This is a genomic window from Segetibacter sp. (genome assembly GCF_025963695.1).
Lineage (GTDB): Bacteria > Bacteroidota > Bacteroidia > Chitinophagales > Chitinophagaceae > Segetibacter.
This window is the reverse complement of the sequence record NZ_JAOQAH010000047.1, coordinates 14899-32229: the sequence shown is the minus strand read 5'-3', so window position 1 is coordinate 32229 and position 17331 is coordinate 14899. Positions and strand designations below refer to the sequence as shown.

Genomic DNA, 17331 nt, shown 5'->3' with positions numbered 1-17331 from the left:
AAATAAAAATGTGTTGTTTGCAGAGAAATATTGACACCGATCAGCTGCGGCCCTGATAAAACTGATTTTTCAACAGCCTGTATTTCAATTTATATTGTTGATTATCACCATGTAACGAATAATGTTGGCATGGTAATTTCTCTTTTTTAAAAAATTAAATCTTATGCTAAAAAATCTAGCTTCTTCATTTACCCTACTTTCAGTTTTCGTATTGCTTGTTACTTCATGTGTGCCAAAAAGACAACTTCTGTCGGCTGAAGAAACAATAGATAAGCTTCGTTCGGATAGCACCACGTTTGCTAACCGGGTTAGTTCTCTTCAAAGCAATCTAAGCGATTTGGAGGCGAGAAGAACAACGCTGCAACAACAGTTGGAAGCAACCCGTAAAGAAGCAACAAGCAGGTTGCAGGACGCTTCTTCAAGGCTTAATATGAGCCAGGAACAAATAGCTGATCAACAACGACGGTTAGAACAACTTCAATCCCTGATTGACCAGCAACGAAAAAATACAGAAATGCTTCGTTCGAAAATAAATGATGCACTTGTAGGATTTAATTCAAATGAACTTACCGTATCAACTAAAAATGGTAAGGTGTATGTGAGTCTGCAGGAAAACTTACTATTTCCCTCGGGAAGTGCAGTAGTTAATCCAAAAGGTAAACAGGCATTAGGCAAACTCGCTGATGTACTTAACACGAATACAAACATCAACGTAAATATTGAGGGGCATACAGATTCTATACCAATGAGAGGTAAATTCGAAGACAACTGGGCACTTAGTGTAGGGCGTTCAAGTGCTATAGTAAGAATTCTTACCGACACTTATAAAGTCGATCCTACCCGTATTACGGCTAGTGGTCGCAGTAAGTATGTACCTGTTGATACTAATTCTACCGCAGAAGGAAGAGGGAAAAACCGACGCACTGAAATTATTTTAGAACCTAAGTTGGATGAATTAATGCAGTTAATTCAAAGCGGTAACACTACCGGCCAATAGAGATAATATTTATATAACTACGGCAGCCTTTTTTAAGGCTGCTTTTTTTATGCTCCTTACTTGCAAAGATTAAAACAGCTTCTTTCCTTCCTTCAATTTTTTGCCCCTTAAGAGGGCCTCTATGTAATAATAATCGGCATAACTCAAGGGCACGTCTACTTCACTATTTTGTGCTTTTGAACCCGTGCTATGTAACAAAAGAAAGCCATAGCTTTCGCCTGACTTAGCCCGGTAACTGTTAGTTAGGTTTTCAACAATTTTGTTAGCCGCGTCTTTATACTTTTTACCATTTTTACTATAAGTGCTTAGTTCGTATAAAGCTGAAGCCGTAATAGATGCTGCCGATGCGTCTCTTGGTTCATTCGGAATACCGGGAGCATCAAAATCATAATACGGAACAAGGTCTTTTGGCAGGTTTGGATGGTTTAAAAAATACTCAGCTACTTTTTCCGCCTGCGCTAAATAACTTTTGTCTTTCGTCTCGCGGTAGCACATGGTATAACCGTAAAGGCCCCAGCTTTGTCCGCGCGTCCACGCCGACGCATCGCTATACCCCTGGTGAGTGGTTTTCTGCAAAACTTTTCCGGTAGAGGTATCATAGTCAACAACATGGTACGAACTAAAATCTGCACGATAATGGTTTTTCATTGTCGTGTTTGCATGTACGATGGCAATCTTACGAAATGATTGGTCGCCTGTAAGCTTCGTTGCTTCAAATAACAACTCCAGGTTCATCATATTGTCTATGATCACCGGGTACTTCCATTTTGTCCGGTTGTCCCACGATTTTATTACACCTGCAGTCGCATTGAAACGGGTAGACAAGGTTTTGGCCGCCTGTATTATCACATCTTTATAGTGCTCGTTTTGCGTAAGCCTTAAACCGTTTCCAAAACTGCAATAAATTTTAAAACCCATGTCATGGGTTCCGGCATTTGTTTTCTCCTTTTCAATAGTAGCTGTGTATCTCTCTGCCTCAGCTTTCCATTTATTGTTGCCGGTATATTCATACAGGTACCAAAGCTGCCCGGGAAAAAATGCGCTGGTCCAGTCTTTTGATGGTACTAGTTTCAACTTGCCGTTCTCGAGCGTTCTAGGCGACACAAGGTCGTGGCTTACGCCTTTCGCTTTTGGTATTTCTGTAAGCATTACTTCCGTTTGCTTTTCGGCCTCTGCCATCACTTTTGGTAAATTTATTTTCTGTGCCTCTGAAACCGATAACGAGGTTATTAATAAGATACCTGCTACAATTTTTTTTATCATTTCAACATTTTTATCGAATACATTTTTTTGTAGATGTTCTAATCTCAGTTAATCCAGATCAACGGGTTCCTGATGGGCAGGTTGCGTATGACCTCATCCACTTTCGGGTCATGATCCAGCTTTTTCCATGTTTGCAACCACTGGGTGTTGTTATAAGCATTGGCACCAAAAACAAGAAAAGGTTGCGCTACAGGCCAGTGTGACCAATACATAACGTCTGGCTTTAGCGGCCATTTGCTTTTTTTTGCAACGAATGGATACAAGTAGTCTATCCCCTTTCGGATAGACTTTCCATCTACCGTTGTAAAAGTATACAAGTTGTCTTCCGGAGTTGAAAGTACCTGGCAAATCGTTGTCATGGCGTCGAGATTGAATATGGAGTAACCGTAAGGCTTCGTCCTTTTCAACTCCCTCCCGAAACTGCCGTCCTTATCCATTTGGTTTGGCAATAAAACATTCTTAAAGCGGTTGCTGCAAAACTGCATAATTGGTTTGTTACCTGTAAACTTAGCAAAGCTCGCCACTTGCATCACCCAGCAAGTACCGTGATTATTCTCAGCCTTCATTTCGTCCTTGCCGTACTTGTGCGTGGTAAGCCAGGTAATGTATTCTGCAAACCAGTTTCTCACAACAGCTAACGCGCTTTTGTCCATTGCCGCCGAAGTTTCCATTGCCAATAATCCTTGCACCACCTCCATTAATTGTATGGTATCAATTATCCCTATTCCTCTGCCTGTAAATCTACCTTTGATGGCCTGGGCATATAAAAGGTTAGGGTTCATCAGCGTTTCCTCATCTACAAACCAGGCTTTGCAATGCTTTATTGCATGGAGTACATACCTGTTGTCGCCGGTAATTTTATAAGCTGAAGCAAGTGCACCTACAATGCGGCTTAAGCGAATCATGGCAAGGCGATGAGCGACGAAATTGCCAGGATTAGTGATTCCGTCTTTCTGAATATAAGGACTATCAACACTAACGGGATTTGGCCACCAGTAGTCTCCTTCGCTAAAAAAATCGTGTTTACCACCCGCGCTTCGTGGTGATGCGTGCGCTGTTACTGTTTCCGGCTCCTGCTGCATAGCCCATGCAGCTTCTTCCAGCACGTGTTTACGTAAAACTTCAGTCACTTCCTTAGCCGTAGGAGATGCAGTAGTTTCTGAACTACTTTTAACCGACGAGCAAGCGGCAACAAATACCAAAAAAACGGATAAAAGTAATTTTGCTTGTATACTTTTCATTAACCTGGTTTTTATATCACTCTTCATATTCCTTACAGCTTTTATCTTTTTTAGTTCTTTTTTTATTGAACCAACTTTCGGTTCAATCTCAACTTTTGTTGTGTCACTCACTTGTACTGTAGCTTCTTTTTTCCACGGTATCAACTAGTTTACCTCCAGGCTCCCATGCTCGCTTTTGTTCTGTCTATTTTTTTATTCGCGGCTCCTCGTTTTTACTATGCCTGTTTTAGGTTGGTAAAAAAGGCAGCAAAAAGATCAAACGTACAAGCGTGCGACGCAACAGGAGTGTTAATAGTATTACCAAGGCATTGGCTACAAAAAACACGGCGAATTACGGTCGCCTCGCCGCAAATTCTAACACAGCGCTTTGTCCGGCATATCCTTCAGTTGGCAGATCTATCACAATCGTGCTCACCTTGCTTTGACTGTTCCATGTAGACCGCCAGTTCTTGCCCGAGTTTTCTATGGGTGTGGTTACTTTTAGTTGTAATGTAGCCAGCTTCGCTGTGGGATCTGATACAGCTATTCGCTCTATTGAGTTAGTGCCCATTTTAACCAATACAATACAAGGGCTTTCGGCAGTTAGTGAAAGATTACTATTTATTTTGATAGTTCCTGGTTTGTAGAAAACCGCTTCTGTTGTATTTAAAACTCTGTTCTGCACAGCTTGCAAGTTGGGGTTATTCGAAAGAATTACAACACCCGATTTAGCGAGATAACCATTGGCAGTAGTGGCGTTAATTCCCGGAACGACCATGTAGGCATAACGGGCGGCCATTGGTTTTCTGCCATGATTAAACCACAAACTAAACAAGTCTTTTTTAACCGGTTCTACAGGTGCCGATGCCTGGTGATTAATGTCGCGCCAGCTTCCCATAGCAGTTGTGTTGCCAATATTTACATTGGCTGCTACAGGAAACAAATAGGCAACACTATCGTGAACCACCCACGAAACATTCTTTAGCTGATGTTGCCCTTTCTCCAATGTTTTTGTACCGGCGCCGGACTTAACAACTACTCCCCCATTTAATAAGCACTGATTAAGGGTAGTTGCTACGTCATACTCTGCTTCTGCATTTATACCGGCTCCCAAACCAACGTATTCCCCGTCAAAGAAGAACCAGGACTTGCGGGCTGAAAGCGGATCATGAACACTTTTAAAATCGAAAGCAGCAGCGCCAAACTGCCCATCACTAACAGCACCAACAAAATCTGTCTTTCCCTTTTTAGCTATTTCTTTAAAAGGAGGAAGAGAGGGCTTTTGTACTACAGTAGTTCCGGGTATCTTTTGCCAGTCCCATACCGGAAATAGGTCAACGTATTCTTTACCGGTCCGTGAAAGAAAATTTCCGCCGTCAGCAACATGATGCATCTTCAAACCTTCTTCGTTGTGCGGTACTTCCATATTGAACTGACGTGTAGAATACATACGAACAGAAGTGTAATAATTCTTGCGCTGGTGTGCGAAATAAGAAGAATGCCAGAAGTATTTGTTCCAGGTTAAGTCGGGTGTAGTTAAACGCTTTCTTACCTTGATCAGATATTCAAGATCGTTTTTGCGATAGTCGGTTGACAACAACAAGTTTTCCGGAATTTCAGTTCCGGCAGCATGTCCGCCTTCCCCTCTCCTGCTTAAATCACGGTTCCTGGCAGCGGGGTCGGGGTAAATGCCGTAGGCCATACTCTTACTTATTCCATCCACATAATAATCTACCAGCAACGTTAAGGCTTTAGCGGGCAAGGCATATTTAGTTCCTGCCGTTTTTACCATCCAATAGCTAAATGAACTAACATAGTTTGTTCCGTAAGTGTGTATAGAGGTAACGTTATCGGTGCGATGATGAAACCCCATATCCGGATTAATACCACGCGATGGTGTAAGTACAATTTGGTCCGCCATCACCTTTAAAGCATTCGAAAGAATGGCTTCATCTTTTTGAAACAAACCCTGTTTACAAACCATTCCTGCAATAGGCACAAAGTCGCCACCCGCCCTGGCTCCCACACCTGTCAGGCTTGCGCGACCCGCAATTTTTGCTCCCTCGATTTTTTGCTTTTTGGTGAGATCTGGATCCATTACCAACAATGTATTGATCATCCAGTTAGGCGTTCCCATTTCATTCCACCACCAGTTCTCACAAATAAAATCATGAACAATCCAAAAATCGAGGGCCGATGAAAGTGTGTTTTTTACATCCGCATTGTTTTTAAATTCAGATCCTGTTTTTCGATAAGCCCTTGCGAGGTCAAGCATATTCTCCAGGTGGATCCTATGTTCAAATCCGGTTTTGGTTGTATCCTTATAATTTATACCCGGCCAGCTTCCATCTGGCTTAATAGTGCTAATCAGCTGTTCTACTTTGGCAACAGGTACCGCAGGTTGTAGCAAATCCTCGATAATTCGAGCCCTAATGATTTCAAGGTCTTCATCTGCTTTTGTATTGGGAGTTTTTTGGTCAGTTTTAATTGGGGTAAGGTCTTTTCCTTCTGCGGTGCCTTTATTAGCATAAAAAAAGAAAGAAAGAAAAACTACTGTCAATAAACAAAAACTACTTCGGCGCCAATCCTTTTTCATATGGTTTGTTTTGTAATAAAATAACTGTTGACTAAATTGTTTACGTAGCAGCTATTGTGTAATTCATTTTGTGGTTCATCGTAGAAGCGGTCATATTGAAGTTGATGCGATAGATGTTGTTACAGGATTTTTACTTCAGGCGTTTGAAACAGAAGGAATCGTAAAAAAATCGTTCTGTGGATTGTAAAACAGCAACCATAAGGAGCAACGGAAGCATTTCATTCTGTCAAAAACCTTTTTTGCCCATTCCTGTTTATTAGTTTTTTCCCGGGTTGCCTGTTTATCCTGCGCTTCGACTGAAATGTGAGGATGAAGGGTTTGCGATTGGCTGCCATTCGGATAGCCAAAAAAAATTAGCAACGGAAGTATTGCTGCAAATAAGTTGAAAACAACGTTGTTGAGTTTAATGAACATAGCGTGTTTAGTTAGGGTTTAACTTATCTCATCAGCTTTAAAGGTTTTTCGAACTTTTTTTTCATATCATAAGGCAGTTCCCAAACTTCGCCTGCCTTGTTGCAGAAGTATAATTTAGACTGAGATAATTTGTCCGCATCTCCGTCCGCCCAAAAAGCATAGAAATCAGGATGAGCATTTAAAGGTCTGCGGGCATAAGCATGATTTCTTTGGCTGCTTTGTGTCAACTGCTTTTTGTTATTCCAACTTTCTCCCTCGTTAGAGCTTTCCCATAAAACCATTTCTCCACCAGTTCCATATTTTTGTGGTCCTGTTTTGGTCGGCCCAATAATTTGCCACAGATTGTTATTAATATATAAGGAGCCCATGTCGTAGTTGTGCGTCGATTCGCACACTTTGTTGAAATTCCATTTACTATTCTTCCAGTGAACGATTATCCATTCGTGCGGATCGCTTTTAGGGCCGGGTTTGAAGTCTTTGCTTACTACCGCTAATATTACCGGATTGCCACTTTTATCGAAATTTACATCGTTCAGGTAAACCAACTTGCCTTCACTTTCAAAGTCCTTGACCAACGCTTCATTTCGTATGTCCGTTAATGGAGTTTGTACAATTTTTCCATTAATAGTAGTCCAGGTCTTGCCTCTGTCAGTTGTTTGTACTAAATACAGATTAGTCCGTTTGTCAACATTTCCGGCAGGATGATAATTGAAGACACTAACCGCCTTTCCGTTGTTTATGTTTGACAGCTGGTAATGGCCTCCCATTCCTGCCAGCTTTTGTTCGGGCTCCCAGGCTTGACCATCAGAACTGGTAGTCCAATACAACTCGCGACCTTTAGTATATTTTGTAAATAGGTAGAAAAAGCCCTCTTTCGTCCACCAGGGCTGAGGGTAAGTCATTTCGCCCTCTTTCATCTTTTCAAAATTGTTTATTGCGAAAGGTTTTTTGCTTTTTAGGATAATACCAGGGCGAGTAGTATTTCTACCGCTGACAAAAACCCATATGTGACCTTTATCATCGATAGAAATAGAGGCATTGTCATGCGGATCGTCTACACCGGCCTTATCGTATACAACAACTGGCTTGGGCACGACCTTTTTTTTATGGTCGTAGTACGATATCATTATAAGTAGGTGTCTTTCATCTCTTGCCGTTGTACCTCCGTAAACAAAGTATGTTTTGTTTACCTGCTTTGAATAAATGGCAATGGGAATATGGCTTGAAGTATAAGTACCCAACCCCCCGGAATATTTATCTCCATACTGAGAAAGTTGGCCTAGTGTAAACCAAATGCCTTTGTAACCATTGGTAGTTTTTGGTTGAGCAAAAAGAAAAAAAGGTGTAGCTATTATAAGAAAGACAATTTTAAGTCTGAGGTTTTGCAAAACTTGCCGTGTAAATAACTTCATTTAATTTCCGCTTTTTTTGTTTGCTGCTGTTTTTGATGCCCGGTACCCATTGTCAGAATTGCTATAATGTTTTAAGTATCCTCCTATTTTTGCTATCGGGGAAGCAGATTGCAGAAAGAAGCTGAGTAAAAATTTACAGTACAAGAGAGTGACACAACGATGTTGACAGATGTTGTTTGCCTGGTACACTTAAAAAATCCATCCTGTATCTCAGCGTTTCATTGTTACCGGTAACATCTACTTATTCCAATTTTGCAACGGCTGCATTTTTTGTGTTGCTTTTTTCTCTGCACCTTCCGGAACAAGCGCGACTGTAACCGCTGTTTTTGAACTGGCAGGTAGCTTTATCTCGAAGCCAACAAGGGTAGTACCGGGGTTTGGCGCATCGTAATCTTTAGGTGGATCGGTTGACCAGGTTTTCATTGTAATAGTGGCAGGCTCCTGCACTTGTAACGTAAGTTTCTTACCGTTTTTTGTGAGTTCGGCTGTATTTGGGCCAGTAATTTTTACGGAAGCCGGTGTCAACATTGTCCAACGTAACGTGGTTTCATTAGGCAGCGTTTCAATTTCGTCGCGCACGACCGCGTATTGCTGGTCGACGAGGGCAATGCCCCTGACAGATTTTGAAACAGAGCCTTTGTAAATTTCGCTTAAATCAGTAACGGCACTCATAAAATCGGGTTTATTTGAGGAGCTAATTATTGGTGCCATACCGGTTACGCGTTGGTGCTGGTTATTAAAAGTGAGTGTATTGTGTACAAGGTTAGTTAAACGAAAAACTGTCCACCGCTGTGCATCCTGTGTTCTGCCAAACAATTGTATTCCCTTAGACTCCAATGATTCATATTCCTGCATCCCGAAGTCCATTGCCCACCTAACACCATTCGCGTCCATTACAAAGGAGCCGATGTCCATATGTGCATGATTTACTGAGACTGAACCGCCTTTCATTGCCACATATACCGCGTTCGTATCCGTCCATGAAGTACGCATAAAGGCAACGGGTACTTTACCACCTGCTGTCCACATATTAAACTTTGGTGGAGTTATTTTTTCTATACTCATTCCCCCTCCCCAAAGCATTACGGCGGGAAGCAAACGATCGCGGACATGCCTTTTGGGATCGCTGTTCATTAAGAAGTCACGTTCTACCCAAAGTGCTGATGGATCTTTTGTCTTGTTTGCAAACCAAAACATGGCAGGGTGAAGTCCTGAATTACTGCCAGCGTCGGAATAGTTGTAAGGAAGCTTTGTTGGACCAGTCATGTTCTGCATGAAGGTGGCAGTTTTTAAAAAACCGGGTTGTTGATTTAAGCCAAAATCGTTTCCGAAAGCTTTTTCCAGCGCACTGACGAGCATTACATTGAAGCTCGTTCCATAACCCCAGTAACCGTATCCCTCGGGGTAAGCGCCATCGGGACCATAATCTTTCATTGCGTGCACAACCGTTTCTATTGCCCGGTTCATCATTTGCTTCGAAAACTCCGGGTGGTCCTCGTAAATAGCCATGGCACCGTACATCATGCCTGCGTTGCATACCTGGTTCCAGTTATGCTCGGCCTTCAGCCAGCTATTATGCTTTGGATTGAGCGAAGGTTCAAGACCTTTTTTTAGTATGGCCTCTCTTATTACCGATCTTGAATTTTCTGATAACTGATTAAATAACCAATCGTAGCCAATAGCAACAGCCATGGTCATTTCTCCTACATCCAAAAAATGGGACGGGTTCCAATCAGTAAATTCGGCGATTGCTAGCATCTCTTTTTCCGCACGCTGCGCATATTTCTGCTGCCCCGTCATTCGGTAAGCATAAGACAACATGAACAAGCGGCGTAGGGCTTCGCGCGATTTATCGAGTAACCTCCTTCCTATCTGAATTCTTTTAATTGGGTCTGATGCGATTATGTTATCGCTTTCTGTGATGATGGCCTGGTGAATTTTAGCCCAGGTTTTGTCGCCGGCAATATTCTTTTTAATTGCAGCCTCTTCACCTTTTAGCATTAAAATTCTTGGATGGCCAGGAAGCTTTGCGCTACCAATACGATCATTTTGAGCGAGTACCGTAGCGGCGGTTAATAGCGAGACTAGGAATGTGACAAATATTGCATTTGCTTTCATGATGGCTGAATGTTACACTATAAATTTATTAAAAGAGACAGAAATACTGAAGCGCTGTCTTCTTCTGTTGCAGCAATAATTAGAGAAAACCAAGTTAAAGCAATTTTTTAATTGTGGAATTATTAAAAAGCGGGTTTAAAAAGGCAGAAATCTAGAAACTGGATAATTGTTTGGAGTTAGGCACCCACGTTCCCATATTGCCTACCCAAACCCATTTTCTCGCACTTTTAGCAACGTTTTGTTTTGGTGCGTGTTTACGATATGCTTTCCACATGGCTGTTACAAAAGGATCGGTTGTGGTTGTCTCAGCCGGGGGCCGGACAAATTTTCCACGAGCCTCTTTATATGGATCGTCTTGCCGCATCCAGCGGTCAATGTAGTCAAAATGCGCATTGTGATTCCAAAGCTTTATTGCTTTTAAGTGTCGTGCGGCTAAAGCTGTGCCCGCCCACGCAACTGCATTACAACAAATGCGGTAGCTCTCTGAAGTTTTATCCCATTTCTCCCATTGTTCGGGAGACTTTTCCTCGTAGGGATCGCGCTTTCCATGATGCGTAATCATTTGCCACAACACGTCCTGTCCGAACCATCCCTTGCCATAATAAGTTTGCGTGTCTTCCTGGAAAAAAGCAGTTGGAGGCAAATCGGTAATGGTTGGTTTATTAAGCATTATACCAGCAAAAAGTATTGGCCATTTACGACCGCTTGAATGACCACCACCTTCATTCCAATAGCCACCTACCTTTGCAATTCCGGACAAATCTATTCCCCGTTGTATCAGTTCTATTGTTAGCTTTTCTTTCCTGGCTTTTGGCACGTTTAGCAAAACCATCAAGCTGGCGATCGACACCAGGCGGGCGTGCTCCCGACCATAATTTGGTCCATTTTTATTTGGGACCAACTCCTGTTGTTCCCAACTCATCAAATGGTCAATCCAGGGACGTTGAAAATACTGTTCAATTTCTTCCCAGGAAGGAACCTCGCCAACAGCCTTTAGTTTTGGAAGAACTTCCCATTTAATATCTCTTGCCAAAAACAAAGATTTTTCACTTCCTGCGTACGAAGGGCGAAAAGCATCGTTAGGAGGAACTTCTTTTAAGCAAGTGAGAACTGCCGCGGCTTTCATTACATTTTGCGACTTTTTCTCATTTTCCCACATAATGTTCTTGCAGAAATTATCAACAGGAAGTGTGGTATTACTTTCAGATGAAATAAGCGAAACGTTTGGCGCTAATGTTACCGGTATTGAAATTGAGTTGCCTTTACGGAATGATCGGCTTCTTGAATCATAACCATGTGTGCCACTGGCTTTCAGCACAATCATTGAACCGCTGCGCATTGTAGTGTCAATCTTTAAACTGGTATCATTCCACCTGTTAATTTTAATATCTATTTTTTCCTCAGTAACCGGTCCGGGGGCTGGAGTAATTTTTACTATGGTTACAGGACCCACTACCCACCAGTCCCCCGTAATAAACTGCCCTGTTTTTGCCGCCTTATCAAATGTCCATGTAATTCCATATTGACTTACCTGGGACCGTTCTTCAATTTTTACACTTTGAGCAAACACTCCTTTGATTGCAACTGCAAGAATAAGATGGGTTACAAAAACAATTCTTTTAGTCATAAGGGCAATTGCATTAGAGAAAGTTGGAATAACCGAATGTAAAAGAAGATCCGAAATTTTGGTTATCTTTTTTATTTCTTCTTTACAGACCCCCAAGACTCACCTAAATGCGCATGCTGGGCTTTCTAATTCAAATGCGAATATTAATCACTGAATTCGAAAATAGTTAGTTAATTGCACAAGAAAGTGCTGACAAAATTTTTTATACAGACCTTATTTTTAGAAAAGATTTCACTGACAGTGAGATATCAAGCAACATTATGAATGTCTCTAATGTCTGCTTATTTGTGCATTGTGTACAGGAGTTATAACGATTGATTTTTAAACCTGGCTTAGCTATATGAACTCAGCCTCCAAATTTTCTTACATTCATTTTCATGTTGAAAGCATCTTCAGTTAATACTGTTAAAACATATACAGTAAAGTTTAGTTATACCCACTTCTATGCAGTTATTGAGATAGCTCGCACTCATCTGCGCATGCCCATTAGAAAAGCCTGCAACATTTTCGACCTTAAGGTTATTGCATAGCCTTAAGGATTAATATTGACACCAATAGTATAACAGAAAAGTAAGTAATAATAGTTCGCAAAACCTCAAACAACAATAGTATGAAATTCACTACGCTAGCTGGGCAAAAGTGTGCTGACTATGACAGTGTTAAAACGCTGCTAGTTCCAAGCCTTCTTCCCCCTCCGGCACCATTTAGGCGAAAGTTAGTCAGGCGAATAAGACTCACGCTTCTATTGCTGATTACTGCCTTTATTCAAATGAGCTTTGCTGCGCCTATTACAGGTAGAGTTACAGATGAAGCGGGAACTCCGATTTCAGGAGTAAGTGTTACGCTCAAAGGCACAACAACAGGAGCTTCCACTAACTCTGAAGGAAGGTTTACGATTAATGTGCCGGACCTGAAAGGGTCCCTGGTATTTACATTTGTCGGTTATACAGCACAGGAAGTTAGCATTGACGGGCGAACGTCTATTGACATTAAAATGGCTGCCGGTGTAAATACCCTGAATGAGGTGGTAGTGGTAGGGTATGGCACTCAAAAGAAAGTAAATATGACCGGATCTGTTTCCACTGTTAATGTGGATGAAAAACTCACCAACCGTGCATTACCAAATGTATCATCAGGTTTATCTGGTCTGGTGCCCGGCCTGGCTGCAGTGCAGTCTTCCGGTATGGCTGGAAACAACGAAGCAAGCTTGATTATTCGCGGTTTGGGTACAGTTAATAATGCCAGTCCGTTGATTGTCGTAGATGGCATGCCCGATGTAGACATCAACCGTATTAACATCAACGACGTTGAAACTATTTCTGTTTTAAAAGACGCAACCTCAGCTTCAGTGTACGGTTCTCGTGCTGCAAATGGTGTAATTTTAATTACCACCAGGACGGGAAAAGGACAAAAGAGGACAACGATGAATTTCCAGAGCAACAGTTCGTTTACCACCCCAACTAAGGCAATGGAATTTATGGCTGATTATCCCCGTGCGCTAACGCTTCACCAGTCTAGAACTTCAACCTCTCAGCTTCTTGCAAACCAGAAGTTCAGGAATGGAACTATTGACCAATGGATGGCATTAGGGATGGTAGATCCAATTGCATACCCTAATACTGATTGGTGGGATGTAATTATGCGAACAGGAACATTTCAGAACTACAACCTGTCAGCCAGCGGGGGCAATGAGTCTTCCAACTTCTTTGCTTCGGTCGGCATGAAAAATGAGAAAGGTTTACAGATCAACAACGATTACAAACAATACAACGCCCGTTTTAATTTCGACTATAAGGTTAAAAGGAACATGAACCTCGGCGTTCGCTTCAATGGTAACTGGTCAAACTTTACTTATGCCCTGTCTGAAGGGTTTACTGATCCTGACGGAACTAATACTGCTGGTAACGATATGCAGTATGCCATTGCGGGCATGCTACCTTACGATCCTAAAACAGGTTATTTTGGCGGGGTAATGGCTTATAACGAGGATCCACAAGCATACAATCCTTATACGCTTTACATTAACCAGTTAAACCATACTTCCCGCCAGGAAGCTAATACGAGCATGTATTATGACTGGACATTAATTCCAGGCTTAACAGCCAGGGCCGACTACGCTTTGAATTACTATAACGATTTTCGCTGGAATGCACCTATGCCCAACCAGGCCTACAATTTCCAGACAAATTCCTTAGGAAGCCGGGTCTATGTCGGACCTAACGCAGGAATTTCTAACCAAACAAGAACTGGTTACAAAACTTTGTTTAACGGCAGGCTAACCTATAACAGGAAATTCGGCACTAATCACGAAATCACTGCTCTTGCGGTTTATAGTGAAGAATACTGGAATGACCGTTTCCAGGCAAGTTCGAGGAATGACCGTTTGTATCCTACTCTAACTGAGATTGATGCTGCACTGACCGACATACAGGGCACGGGGGGAAACTCTAGTGCAGAAGGCCTTCGCTCCTACATTGGTCGTATTAACTATACCGGCTTTAATAAGTATCTTTTTGAAGCAAACATTCGCGCTGATGGTTCATCCAAGTTTTTGGAAGGAAGCCGTTTTGGGTACTTTCCTTCAGTTGCTGTTGGATGGCGCTTTACTGAAGAAGATTTTATAAGCTCTTTTACAGATAAATTTCTCACAACTGGTAAGTTTAGGTTGTCATACGGTAGTTTAGGTAATAATAGCGGTGTAGGTAGATATGAGCAAATGGAAACTCTCAGAACTTTAAATTATGTGATTGGTACAAACGTTCAAAGGGGGTTTGCAAACAGCAAAATGATCAACAGGTTCCTGTCTTGGGAAACTACTACCGTTCTAAATGCTGGTCTTGACCTTACCTTCCTAAACAATCGCTTAACTACCACTATTGATTACTATGACCGTCTTACAAGCGGAATGAATCGCCCCTCTCAAATGTCAATTCTGCTTACCGGTGCTTACACTGCTCCGAGAACAAACATTGGTAATCTGAGAAATCGTGGTATTGAGACTGATATTTCGTGGAGAGATAGAATTGGAAAACTTCGTTACGGAGTAAGTGTAAATGCTTCTTACAATAGGTCGAACCTGGAAAAATGGAGCGATTTTCTTGGACGCGGCAGTACCTTCCTTAATGCCCCATACCGTTTTGTTTATACTTATGTTGACCGCGGTATAGCTCAAACCTGGCAGGATGTATACAATGCTACTCCACAGGGAGCTGCTCCTGGCGATATTCTTCGTGAAGACCTGAATGGCGATGGCAGAATTACTGATGTAGATAGAAAAGCCCTAACGGGTTATAATGAAGACAGGCCAACGACATTCTTTGCTTTAAATGCCAACGCCTCCTGGAAAGGTTTTGACCTTGCCATATTAATGCAAGGCGCTGCAGGAAGAAAAGACTTCTGGTTGAATAACTACAACAATGTAAACTTTGGTACCGAGCGTTACGCTGCTACATGGCAACATTGGAATAACCCATGGTCAGTAGAAAACAGGAACGGCCTTTGGCCTCGTTTAGGAGGTTCGGGTAGCAACCGCGAGGTGACTACTTTCTGGATGGATAATATGAGCTACCTAAGGTTCAAGAACATACAGCTAGGGTATAACATACCGGCTAAAATGTTAACGAGGATAGGAGTAAGTAATCTGCGCATTGTTGGTTCTGCAGAAAACCTGGGAACACTCACTTCTTATCGTGGACTGGACCCTGAAAAACAGGCAGACGATCAGAACTTGTATCCTATCAATAAGTCTTATTCGATTGCCATAAATCTGAGCTTCTAAATCGATTACAACATGAAAAAGATTACATTAAATTTTAAGCTTCTTTCAATAATACTGATCTCCGGGTTGATTGTTTCTCAAACATCCTGCAGAAAAGAATTGTTGGATCAACCACCCACGACCGAATTAGGGGCAGAACAATTTTGGAAAACAGAGGCTGATGCTACCATTGCATTGATGAGTGCTTATGCCGCTACCAGGGCAGTTTTTGATCGCGACTATTACTTCGACGGCCATGGCGAATACACCAGGGTGAGAGGCACAAGTGCAACTGATGGAAATATTCTTCGGGGCGACCCTTACCACAATGGAGATTATGCCCCTACTGGTTATGGAGACAATTTCGATAAGTATTACCGTTACTTGTATGGGGCTGTAAACCGCACCAACTATGTTATTGAAAACATAAATACCAGGATGATCCCTACAGCAAAAGGTGCCTCTCTTGAAGGTCTTGAAACTGTAGTTGCTGAAGCTCGTCTCCTTCGCGGAATGACTTATTTCAGACTTATTTCACTGTGGGGACATGTTCCTTATATTGGTAAAGTAATTTTCGACAACTCAGAAGTATCAAGCATGGCGCGTACACCAATTGAGCAGGTGAGAGACTCTATTATGGCTGATTTCACTTATGCGGTTGAAAAGTTACCAAACAAAGGTTCAGCTCTGGGTCGTGCCGGTAAAGCAGCTGCATTCGCTTTCCGGGGTAAATTAAACCTTTTCTGGGGCAGCTGGAAGAAGAATGGCTGGCCAGAGTTAGAAGGTTTTAAACAAGACCCGGCCCAAGCAACTGCAGCCTTCACCGCCGCCGCAGAAGACTTTAATAAAGTGATCAATGAGTTTGGTTTAACGCTTTATAAAAATGGCGATCCGGGGCAAATTGACGCTTTAGGCAAAGCAGATGTTTTACCTAACTACTATGAATTATTTACGCCAAAGGCTAATGGCAACCCCGAGATGGTTATGTCGTTTACGCACATGGGTACCCCTGCCAATCCTTCACAAGGGGAAGAACTAATGCGTGATTTTTCGGGCCGAACTATTGAAGGGTCCCAGATGTGGGTTGCTCCCAGGTACGAGCTCGCCGACAGGTACCAGCTAACGACTACAGGTGACTTTGCGCCAAAGTTAATACCGATGAACCCGAGTACAGCGAATGCGAGAACAGCAGCTAACTCAGCCGTTAATCCTAACTCATATGCAAACAGAGATTATCGCATGAAGGCAACTCTTCTTTGGGATTATGAAATGATAATCGGTCTCAATTCACTTAAATCAACTGGTTATGCTCCTTATATCTATTCAAGCTGGAATGTGCCGGTAACATTGAATGGAGTTAATTATTTAAGTTACAATACTGATGGTACAAACTCTGGCTACATATTCAGAAAATTTGTGAGAAACTATGAAGGCCTGGGTCGTAGCGAAGGAGATTATGCCTTCCCGGTTATGCGTTTAGCGGATGTTTATTTAATGTATGCAGAGGCAACGAATGAAGTGAAAGGACCGCAGCAAGATGCTATTAGCTGGGTGAATAAAATTCGGCGCCGTGGTAATCTACCTGATTTAAAAGCCGACAAAACTGCCGGTAAACAAGCTTTCTTTGATGCAATCGAACAAGAACGTATAATTGAATTGGTTGCCGAAGGACATAGGGGATTTGATCTTCGTCGTTGGAGAGCACTTGAAAGAGTTTGGGGACAACCGGGAGGCCCAGGTGTATGGCGCATTGATACATGGGGAGCTAACCGCGATCGCTACTACCAAAATTCTCCGGATAGAACTTACCAACAAAATTACATTTTCAGGATACCTCCCGGAGAGCGTGATCGTAATCCTAACCTAACGCAAAATCCTGCCTGGCTGTAACCAACAATTATTGACCTAAAAGTTAAAAACGTTCAAT

Annotated in this window: 10 protein-coding genes; 3 read left to right on the top strand and 7 right to left on the bottom strand. The window is 42.2% G+C overall.

Annotation, left to right across the window (positions count from 1 at the left end; translation table 11 throughout):
- The first annotated feature begins 163 nt into the window (after positions 1 to 163).
- Positions 164 to 997 (top strand): OmpA family protein, encoded by an 834-nt coding sequence (locus JWR87_RS07975; protein ID WP_297818021.1) that lies wholly within the window; start codon positions 164 to 166, stop codon positions 995 to 997.
- A 69-nt stretch (positions 998 to 1066) separates the two neighbouring features.
- Here JWR87_RS07975 and JWR87_RS07970 read toward each other — a convergent pair whose 3' ends face one another.
- From JWR87_RS07970 to JWR87_RS07940, 7 genes are all read right to left on the bottom strand, one after another.
- Complete coding sequence (locus JWR87_RS07970; protein WP_297818018.1) at positions 1067 to 2260, bottom strand: glycoside hydrolase family 88 protein; 1194 nt, start codon at positions 2258 to 2260, stop codon at positions 1067 to 1069.
- A 44-nt stretch (positions 2261 to 2304) separates the two neighbouring features.
- The gene (locus JWR87_RS07965) at positions 2305 to 3612 is read right to left on the bottom strand and encodes an alginate lyase family protein (RefSeq protein ID WP_297818015.1); all 1308 of its coding nucleotides are present in this window, start codon (positions 3610 to 3612) and stop codon (positions 2305 to 2307) included.
- A 220-nt stretch (positions 3613 to 3832) separates the two neighbouring features.
- Entirely contained in the window at positions 3833 to 6076 is a 2244-nt protein-coding gene (locus JWR87_RS07960) for a polysaccharide lyase family 8 super-sandwich domain-containing protein (RefSeq protein WP_297818012.1), read from the bottom strand.
- Positions 6077 to 6211: 135 nt separating this feature from the next.
- Positions 6212 to 6490, bottom strand: coding sequence for a hypothetical protein (locus JWR87_RS07955; protein ID WP_297818010.1), 279 nt, complete (start codon positions 6488 to 6490; stop codon positions 6212 to 6214).
- 23 nt (positions 6491 to 6513) lie between these two features.
- Positions 6514 to 7902, bottom strand: coding sequence for a BNR-4 repeat-containing protein (locus JWR87_RS07950; RefSeq protein WP_297818007.1), 1389 nt, complete (start codon positions 7900 to 7902; stop codon positions 6514 to 6516).
- 237 nt (positions 7903 to 8139) lie between these two features.
- Positions 8140 to 10020 carry a heparinase II/III family protein gene (locus tag JWR87_RS07945; RefSeq protein ID WP_297818004.1) on the bottom strand — a complete coding sequence of 627 codons (1881 nt, stop codon included), beginning with the start codon at positions 10018 to 10020 and terminating at the stop codon, positions 8140 to 8142.
- A 151-nt stretch (positions 10021 to 10171) separates the two neighbouring features.
- Positions 10172 to 11647 carry a hypothetical protein gene (locus tag JWR87_RS07940; RefSeq protein ID WP_297818001.1) on the bottom strand — a complete coding sequence of 492 codons (1476 nt, stop codon included), beginning with the start codon at positions 11645 to 11647 and terminating at the stop codon, positions 10172 to 10174.
- A gap of 610 nt (positions 11648 to 12257) precedes the next feature.
- On the opposite strand from JWR87_RS07940, the gene JWR87_RS07935 reads away from it, so the two are divergent.
- Positions 12258 to 15425, top strand: a complete 3168-nt coding sequence (locus JWR87_RS07935; RefSeq protein WP_297817998.1) for a TonB-dependent receptor — start codon at positions 12258 to 12260, stop codon at positions 15423 to 15425.
- A 12-nt stretch (positions 15426 to 15437) separates the two neighbouring features.
- Positions 15438 to 17294, top strand: coding sequence for a RagB/SusD family nutrient uptake outer membrane protein (locus tag JWR87_RS07930; protein WP_297817995.1), 1857 nt, complete (start codon positions 15438 to 15440; stop codon positions 17292 to 17294).
- The last annotated feature ends 37 nt before the right edge of the window (positions 17295 to 17331 follow it).

What these genes read in the sequence shown, in the direction of transcription:
- JWR87_RS07975 (WP_297818021.1), top strand. Translation starts at nt 164, where the DNA reads ATGCTAAAAAATCTAGCTTCTTCATTTACCCTACTTTCAGTTTTCGTA.
- JWR87_RS07970 (WP_297818018.1), bottom strand. Translation starts at nt 2,260, where the DNA reads ATGATAAAAAAAATTGTAGCAGGTATCTTATTAATAACCTCGTTATCG.
- JWR87_RS07960 (WP_297818012.1), bottom strand. Translation starts at nt 6,076, where the DNA reads ATGAAAAAGGATTGGCGCCGAAGTAGTTTTTGTTTATTGACAGTAGTT.
- JWR87_RS07955 (WP_297818010.1), bottom strand. Translation starts at nt 6,490, where the DNA reads ATGTTCATTAAACTCAACAACGTTGTTTTCAACTTATTTGCAGCAATA.
- JWR87_RS07950 (WP_297818007.1), bottom strand. Translation starts at nt 7,902, where the DNA reads ATGAAGTTATTTACACGGCAAGTTTTGCAAAACCTCAGACTTAAAATT.
- JWR87_RS07945 (WP_297818004.1), bottom strand. Translation starts at nt 10,020, where the DNA reads ATGAAAGCAAATGCAATATTTGTCACATTCCTAGTCTCGCTATTAACC.
- JWR87_RS07940 (WP_297818001.1), bottom strand. Translation starts at nt 11,647, where the DNA reads ATGACTAAAAGAATTGTTTTTGTAACCCATCTTATTCTTGCAGTTGCA.
- JWR87_RS07935 (WP_297817998.1), top strand. Translation starts at nt 12,258, where the DNA reads ATGAAATTCACTACGCTAGCTGGGCAAAAGTGTGCTGACTATGACAGT.
- JWR87_RS07930 (WP_297817995.1), top strand. Translation starts at nt 15,438, where the DNA reads ATGAAAAAGATTACATTAAATTTTAAGCTTCTTTCAATAATACTGATC.